7 protein-coding genes are annotated in these 7,019 nt (G+C 31.8%); 5 read left to right on the top strand and 2 right to left on the bottom strand.

The annotated features are described in order from the left end of the window. Positions 1-139 precede the first annotated feature (139 nt). The 4 genes from K737_RS00170 (at position 140) to K737_RS10735 (ending at position 6,358) form a co-directional block, all read left to right on the top strand. Positions 140-451, top strand: coding sequence for a transposase (locus K737_RS00170; RefSeq protein ID WP_023491754.1), 312 nt, complete (start codon positions 140-142; stop codon positions 449-451). A 195-nt stretch (positions 452-646) separates the two neighbouring features. Further along, positions 647-1,915, top strand: coding sequence for a hypothetical protein (locus K737_RS00175; RefSeq protein WP_006289847.1), 1,269 nt, complete (start codon positions 647-649; stop codon positions 1,913-1,915). A gap of 395 nt (positions 1,916-2,310) precedes the next feature. Further along, positions 2,311-5,916 (top strand): hypothetical protein, encoded by a 3,606-nt coding sequence (locus tag K737_RS00180; RefSeq protein WP_006289839.1) that lies wholly within the window; start codon positions 2,311-2,313, stop codon positions 5,914-5,916. A 280-nt stretch (positions 5,917-6,196) separates the two neighbouring features. Continuing rightward, entirely contained in the window at positions 6,197-6,358 is a 162-nt protein-coding gene (locus tag K737_RS10735) for a hypothetical protein (RefSeq protein ID WP_235075630.1), read from the top strand. A gap of 63 nt (positions 6,359-6,421) precedes the next feature. Here K737_RS10735 and K737_RS11295 read toward each other — a convergent pair whose 3' ends face one another. Continuing rightward, a complete protein-coding gene (locus K737_RS11295; protein WP_268743831.1) occupies positions 6,422-6,547 on the bottom strand; it encodes a hypothetical protein in 126 nt (41 codons plus the stop codon). On the opposite strand from K737_RS11295, the gene K737_RS09715 reads away from it, so the two are divergent. Beyond that, positions 6,534-6,701, top strand: coding sequence for a hypothetical protein (locus K737_RS09715; RefSeq protein ID WP_161630377.1), 168 nt, complete (start codon positions 6,534-6,536; stop codon positions 6,699-6,701). The two genes, K737_RS11295 and K737_RS09715, sit on opposite strands and share 14 nt — an antisense overlap. A 118-nt stretch (positions 6,702-6,819) precedes the next feature. On the opposite strand, the gene K737_RS09720 is transcribed toward K737_RS09715, so the two are convergent. Then, positions 6,820-6,960, bottom strand: a complete 141-nt coding sequence (locus tag K737_RS09720) for a hypothetical protein (RefSeq protein ID WP_161630378.1) — start codon at positions 6,958-6,960, stop codon at positions 6,820-6,822. Positions 6,961-7,019 lie beyond the last annotated feature (59 nt).

Raw genomic sequence — 7,019 nt, forward strand, 5'->3', positions numbered from 1 at the left:
ATAAAAGATAATCCATTGGCCAACTTTGGCACCTCTAAAAAGCCTTTGAAGGATTTTTTTACTCACCTAAATACGGACGAAAGCCGCCATCTGTAACATGCTGGATGATCCTAGGGGGGCGTAGGTAAAAAGATTAAAGATGCGTACCTTGTCATTTGCTCAAGATAAAGACCAGGTACTAAACAAACAAAGATGGGATATTGAACGGCTGTTCAGAACTATGAAAACGCAAGGGGTTACCCTTGAAAATACCCCTATGAAAGATTTGGGAAGACTTTCCAAACTTATGACCATTGTCGCTGTTGCTATTTTATACGCTTCTATAACGGGTCTTACACAAGAATGTGCTTACAAAAAAAACAGTCAGAGCGCCTTTGTTATTCATACTTCACAAGGGGACTCAGATGGATCAAAGATAAACTCTTATTCTTTGATTTCAGCGATCTTTTAAACTACCTGAAAAAAAGTGAGGGGGAGTATGGTAAAAGACCAAACGGGTAAGAAAATTACTTGAACCGTACTTAAAATGGCTTATCTATAAATCCATCTTTGATCAAGTATAAAATAATTGCAGCACATCAATTATACATATAATATTTACATTTTAATTATATAATAAGAATGTAAATATTTAACAATATTAATAATGAAAAACTTAAAAAAATTGTATGTATTGATATTTTTGTCAGGTTCTTGCATATATGCTGGTGGAAATCAAGACTATAGCGTCCCTACAGAAAAAGAAACAAGACGACGTAAAGAAATGGAAACAGCTGAAGCTTTTGAAAAAGAAATGAAAAAAAATTTTGATGATGTAGAAAACATGATAATTTCAGGTATAAACAACACTTCATTAGTTCAACCTGTGGTTTCTATGAGTTTTTTATCCTTCAATGGAGATATGCTTAAAAAATTTGAAGACGATAATCTTCCATACTTAGTAGGCCGTCTTTATCGGATGAAAGATGCGTTACAAAAAATAAAGAATGGTGCAAAAAAATTGACTGATGAAGAAATTATTTCTATAACGAAGCAAGATCAAGATACTTTAAGAGAAGCTTTAATTGAAGATGTCAAACAAATAATGAAGAGAGAAAGGATATTCAAAGGGAAAGGCAGTACGGGTTGGACTTCTCCGTTTACTTTTGATCAAACCAGTTTGGGGCAGATGTGTATGAAAGCTTTAAATCGAAAGGCTTTCGGGAAATCAAACCAATCATCTAGTTATACGGAAGGGCTGTTTAAAAAGATAAGTGAAATGCACGAAAAGGCTGAAGCATTGCATACAATGGTTGGTGTTGCTCTTTTTGTTTTCCAACAATCTGAACTCTTTTATGAAAATCCTCAAAGAGATGGGGCATCAAAAGTTCCTCCATTAGACGAAGGGTACAACGTGTCTTCAAGAGTTAAAGAGCAGGTAACTTTTTTGGATGAAGAATTGAATAAACTGAAAGTGCAAATTTCGAGCATTAATAATGTAAAGAATAGAGAGAATAGCAAAAATTTTGATGAAATGAAAGAAAATTTTTCGAAGGTATTAGAATTAATTTACAAAGATTCTATCTCTGTTGAAAAAAAAGGTCTTGACTTCTATATGCAGACTTCTGATTTTGATCTTAAGAGTTGTGGCGAAAAGGAAAAAGAATATTTTTCTAAATTTATTGACTATGTCCAAAAAGAATTAGTAGATCCTTTGAAAGATAATATAAAAAAAGCTAAACACTCTAATGCTCCAACATTCTCTCCATCATCAGCAAAATTTAATCCTCTAACATTCTCTCCATCATCAGCAAAATTTAATGCTCCAACATTCTCCCCATCATCAGCTTCTTTAAAAGAGAACGTTGAAAAAGATTCTTCATCAGCATTAAATAAGAAACAGCGAAAAGATTACATACAATTCATGAATTCTTAATATAAAAAAGAAAGATGGCGCCAATCACAGATCAGTTTTTCGTATCTTTTGGGATCTCTAAAAGTTTAGTTCGGAAAAAGATTGGCACAAAATTTAAAGTTGGTGAAATATAAAGTATAGATTTAAAAAAAATTTTCGGAGTGTGTGGTAAAAACGGTTCAAATCAACTTCTAATTTTAAATCTTTTTTTCTTAAAGAGCGGTAATCACTTTTGTGCCTTATCGTTCAGTTTTTTGATTAGACGGCGCTTACGTAAATTTAAAAAAATTTTTATATTCATAATAATTTTTTAATAACAAATTAAATTATTTTGTATTTTAGGTTTTTTTAAAGTTTAATCTCTTGAATTCTTGTTAATCTCTCATTAACATAAAAAAAACAAGGGATTCGTGCGCATGAGAAAAAAAATTTTATTAGCATTAATAATTAATGGGTTTGGCGGATTTTTTGTAGAATTTTTTTTTCAAAACTCTTATGGAACCCCTGTAGGAAACGAGAATCATCCTGAAAATCAGCAGAGTGCTGCACTAGAAGCTGAGTTGAATACTCTTGAAACTACTTTGGCAAACGAATTTGTTTCCAAAAAATGTGAGGGGCACTATAGTCAGGAAGCTTCTTGCGTTTTGATAGATAATTTTGACGATCCAGCTGGGTTGCAAAAGATTTTGAATAGGAATGCTTCTGGGGCAACTGCATTAAGACAAGCTTTAATGAAGGTCACTCCTGAAAGATTTTTTGAGGTGATGCGTGCTTTAGCGCCAGGTGTGTGCAAGTATGTTTTAAGGGTATTAAATAACATCAATCCTGAAATATTTGGTGAGTTATTTGATAAACGGTTAAAAGATATTGACCTTTGTAAAAAGAAAAATTTTTTTAATCTGAATATTAGTGATGAAAATTATGATTGGCACAAAGTTCACGCTTCAGGAAAAAATTTTTTCTGTTTAGGAAAGGTATTATTTGTTCTGAATAGGGCGTTTAATTCTGGTATTTACGTTGATGTAAAAAAAGTACGTGATACATTGTATAGTCTTAGAAAGTATAACTCCTTAAGCAATATAGTCGAAAATTTAGTGTTTTTTTTGCGTGATTTTGGTATGGTCCATTATTCTTTTTTTCCTGTAGTGGCTGCATTAGGGCGTGTTTCTGTTTTTGAAAATGATCCCTTTGGATCAGACACTATTCTTAAAGCGTGCAAAGTAGCTTTAGAAAGAAGCCCTTTTAGTGCTTCAGATTCTTTTAAAGTAAAAAGTGGGCAAGGTCACAGAGATTCTTTTTCAGACTCTTTATTAAATTTTATTAGTAGAAATTCTGGAACTTCAGAAGACATAGCGTGGATTTTTAATGTTTGTGTTGTGGGAAAAATTTTAAATGATGAAGATTTTTTTGAACTTATTCAAAAATTTAAAAATCCGTTAGCTCTTCATCAAATTTTAAAATTTTCGTTCAAGGGCGTTTGCGAAAATTTTATGCATCCAGATGTTTTTTCCAGGATTTATAGTTGTTTGCTTAGCTCAGATGATCTAACGAATAAAAAAATTGTTTTTGATTTTTTAAGCGAGCTCAGTGAATATGCGCGTCTATTTGATCTTGCTCTCAGGAATTTATTTTACAAAGAAGGGGCTTTTATTGAAACATTGAAATATTTATCTATCTGGGGTAAACAAGATCTTTTTAAGTATGCCGTAAATACTTTTTTTGAAAATCCAGAAAATTTTTTGAAAGAACTAGATTCTATTTTTAGCGAACTAGATTACGTTGTAAAAGAAAAAAAAATCAACAATTTTTTTTCTGTTTTAACAGAATCCAATCCAGAATTTTTTTACCGTGTTTTGGACTTTTTTGCGAAAGATACTGGGTGGACGGGTCAAGGATTGTTTTTTTCTGAAATGATGAGGAGAATTCAGCAAAGCGTCTTATTAAACGCAGTATTTAATTCAGAAGATACATATAGTCAAATACTAAAATTTTTTATTGAAAAAGATAGAGCAGATACTCTTGGGGGGGGAAGAATTCGTTTGCTTCAAGAATTAAGCAAAGCTTATCCTGGAGTAGAAAAAAATCTTTTGGTTGAAATTTTAAAAAATTTACCCAACTATACTAAAGACACAGATTTGAAACAACTTGAATCTTTAAAAAGAGTTTTAGCACCTCGATTAAAGCGTATGGAAATAACTATCCAAGACGATTGGAAAATTTTTCTCGATTGTGGTGTGATTGAATTAGGTAAATTTTCTGAAAATGATAAAGTGTTTCATTTCGTTAGGGACATGATGAGACATTTGTCGCTTTCCCAAAAAAACAAACTTTTAGAAAATGTTTTGTCATATGATGCTTTTAGTATAAAAAGACAGGCACATTATTTAGAAATTATTGGAATTTCTTTCAATGATATATCCGATCATTCAAAAAGAAGCATTAAAAACAATTTATATCAAATATTTAAAATGGACAATTTTTATTTATTTTTAAAATTTAAGCACTTAATTGACCAAGAATTTAGTAATAATAGAATTAATGAAGAATTAGACAAAAATCAAATTAACCAAGAATTGAATTATAATCGAATTAATGAAGAATTAGACAGCAGTCTGTCTTTTGTTTATAAGAGTGCGTATGACAATCTTTCTCTATTCGGGAAGTATTTTAATATTATAACAAGTAAAGATAGTAGTTTGAATAATAGAGAAAATGCATTGCAATTTTTTCATAATGAATCGATTAAAGAAGGGGGAAAATATTTTGTGTGGAATCTTTTTAAGAGTTTCCCTTACGGAGATGATTCTTCATCTTCATGCGTGAAAGCTTTGGTAGATTTTAAATTAAAAACAATTAGAAAAAAGATGGATCGAAGTTCGACCGAATATGGTGCAGCTCTGAGAAAATCAGAAGAAGATTTGAGTTTGTTTTTTGAGAATCAAAAAATTGATGTAAAAGTGGATTTTTTCGAAAGAATTAAAAATAATGTTAATCATGCGTATCCTTCTAATTATACGTTTTATTTTTCTAATAATTTTTTTAATAAAATTTTGAATAGTATTAAAGGAGAAAATTTTTCGATTAATGAAGAAAATTTGAGTGTGTTGCGTCAAAAACTAGAATGTGTTGTGGATAGTTACAATCGCTTTAGAGATCCAGAAAGCGTAGAAGAAGCAATTGCGGGGTTTAGTTTATGTGCTCAAGAAGTTTTTGATTTCATGAAAAAAGTAGAAAAATTTGAAGATATTAATGATTCTGGTTTTTTAAAATTTCTGGAAGAGGGAGATGTCGAAGAGAAAAATCTTTGTTATCAAGGAATGTCTAAATTCATCAATGACTCAAGAGAAAATTATGATTTTTTGATAGGAAAGATTAATCACGTCTTAAAAACCGAACAATTTTCTAATTATTTAATACAAAAAGAAAATAGAAATTTTATTTTCGAAGAAATAAGTAAATTTTTAGCTGGGTATATTCAAAGAAAAAAGTTTCCAAAGCTTTACATAGAAGGAAAAAAAGACGAAGATATTTTGTATTTTGGAGAAATTAATTTTCAAGGCATGTGCGGATTTTTTAAGCAATTTTCCGAAAAATATTTTAATGCTCGGATGAAAGAAAGAAAGCAACTTCTTGAAGAGTGTGTAGTGTTTTGTTTGAAGGCAGTAAATGAAGAGGTGTCACAAATACAATATGTTGAGAGTAATATTTTTCATCGTTTTTTAAAACCTTTAAGAGAGAGCTCTAAAAAATCAATTAATCAGTATGTAGAAAGTGGAATGCACAGAGAAGACTTTCGTGCGTTTCACCCTTATAATCTTTTAAAAATGTTTTTCTCAGGGGTGATGAATGGGGGGATGTTTGGAAGATCTGGTCAAGGAAAGAAAAGGTGTCCTAGTGGAGTAATAGCGGATTTGGTAAAAACTATTGCAGATATCAATAGAAACGCTCTTGAAGATGAATTTCAAAATTCACCGATCACAAGTTTTGGTCTTTGTGACGAAGAATTACCCAAAAAACGTTAAATGTCTCTGGAATAGTCTATTTTATTATGTTTGTATCTTTCCGTAAAAAAGGGGGGTTTTCCCCCGATACAGAAAAGTTTAGCTTCATGCTGAAAAATATTGAAGATATAGAGACAGGAATCTTAATAAAAGAGCTATAGTTTTCTGTTTTTTTCAAGAATTTTTTAAAATTAGTATTTTTTAGTCAGCGTTTTTAAATTAGATCTCTTGAAAAACCATAAAATAAGAGGGGTTTAACCAAAGATAGCATGATTGATTTTCAAAATTTTATTAACGTGAAGTGCCGAAAAAATACGCAGTGTTACCTCCAGCATTTCAAGTGATTGTGTATTTGCAATGGTTTTTCGACGAAATCTCGCAAACCAATGGCGGTGTTGAGCGTTATTTTGTTCAATGGAAAAAGTTTTATCTTTTCCCTAAAAGATTCGGGGGATTGGAATAATTTTATTAAAACCTGCCCAATGATCTGCGCAATATAAATAAACTTTTCTGTTTTTTTAATCGTTCAAAAAAATCGTTTGAATGTTTGACTCGAGTGACTAACAAATTCCCAATCGATGAGCCGTTTTCCAGAACGATCATATACCAAATCAAACTGAAAGTGTTGGACTAATGCGTTGAAAGTTGTCATTGGAGCGGTCGAAAAGATCCATGGCGATCTTGTCCCCGGTTTGGTCGAAAAAATGCAGTATACTCTTGCAAAACTCTTTGGCAGAGACGAAAAATCGATTATTGCGCACATGTTCATTCTTCGATGGGGAGCTTGTTGTGGGGGTGGCAAATAATGCACCTCAATCCCCCATTTCTTTTGCTGCTTTTTGGGTATATTTGCTTGTGTTATAAGGACCTAGATCAAGATCAGGTGCGTTTTAGGCGCCTTTAGATAAGCGTTATTCAAGGTTTTTAAGGATACCCACCGTAAGGTGTATGTGCGTCAAATCCAAGGGCTCCCACTAGGTTCATGCGTGTAGGCCGTCGTGGCAATGGGGGTGCCTGACAGGCGATTTTCGTTGCCATGGTAGGCATAAGGGTTGAAAGTGTCAAAATAAATGTTTAACAGCATTGAAATCCCCTCCTGAAATAATAATTAATGTTTTAATAAA

The sequence above is a fragment of the Holospora undulata HU1 genome (assembly GCF_000388175.3).
GTDB lineage: Bacteria > Pseudomonadota > Alphaproteobacteria > Holosporales > Holosporaceae > Holospora > Holospora undulata_A.